The sequence below is a fragment of the Winogradskyella psychrotolerans RS-3 genome (assembly GCF_000427335.1).
In the GTDB taxonomy this organism is placed as follows: domain Bacteria; phylum Bacteroidota; class Bacteroidia; order Flavobacteriales; family Flavobacteriaceae; genus Winogradskyella; species Winogradskyella psychrotolerans.
On sequence record NZ_ATMR01000194.1, the window covers coordinates 1 to 722 of the forward strand.

2 protein-coding genes are annotated in these 722 nt (G+C 38.0%); both read left to right on the forward strand.

From position 1 onward, the window contains the following. Nucleotide 1 precedes the first annotated feature (1 nt). Nucleotides 2-379: a nitrite reductase small subunit NirD gene (gene nirD, locus ADIWIN_RS16940; RefSeq protein WP_040757664.1), complete on the forward strand. Its 378-nt coding sequence runs from the start codon at nt 2-4 to the stop codon at nt 377-379. Between the two features lie 254 nt (nt 380-633). Continuing rightward, nucleotides 634-722: type IV pili methyl-accepting chemotaxis transducer N-terminal domain-containing protein (locus ADIWIN_RS21540; RefSeq protein WP_262507779.1), on the forward strand; the 89-nt coding region annotated here is incomplete at its 3' end.

A 722-nucleotide genomic window follows, 5' to 3' on the forward strand; every position in this document is an offset into this window, starting at 1 on the left:
GATGACAACATTACAGGAAATGTACAAAACAGCAGACCATTCCGAGATCACCACATGGTTCAAAGCCGCCCCTGTATCCGCTCTTCCCGAAAATGGTGGTGCATGTGTGAAATACAAAGATCTGCAGATTGCCATTTACAATTTTACGAGAAGAAAAGAATGGTATGCATGTCAAAACCTGTGTCCACATAAAATGCAAATGGCACTGTCTAGAGGCATGATTGGGTCTGATGGAGATGAGCCAAAAGTAGCATGTCCTTTCCATAAAAAAACATTTTCATTGCGATCTGGGAAAAATTTAAATGGCGACAGTTGTGATATCGCCACCTACCCCATCAAGGTTGAGGATGGGTATGTTTACATAGGCTTTGAAGAATAAAGCATCTTTAGCATGTCATAAAGAAATAGGTAAGCAGGGTTTAAACAATAAATCCTGCTTACCTATTTTTATTTATTCTTCCTCAGATGGGAATATTAAGTGGTTTTACGTATTTTTAACCAGCCAAAACCACGAATGGAAAGTCAATTATTGTCAAAAAACCTAAATTCAATAAGCTGGGCAAGTATTATCTTGTAGCGTTATGTGCTATTGCCCTAAGTATCATCTTAAGTCAAATTCTGATTCAAAAATTCATTAGTGAACAGGAGAACGATTCCAGGGTTATTAACCTTTCTGGCCGACAACGAATGCTTAGCCAAAAGATCAGCAAATGTGTTCTATT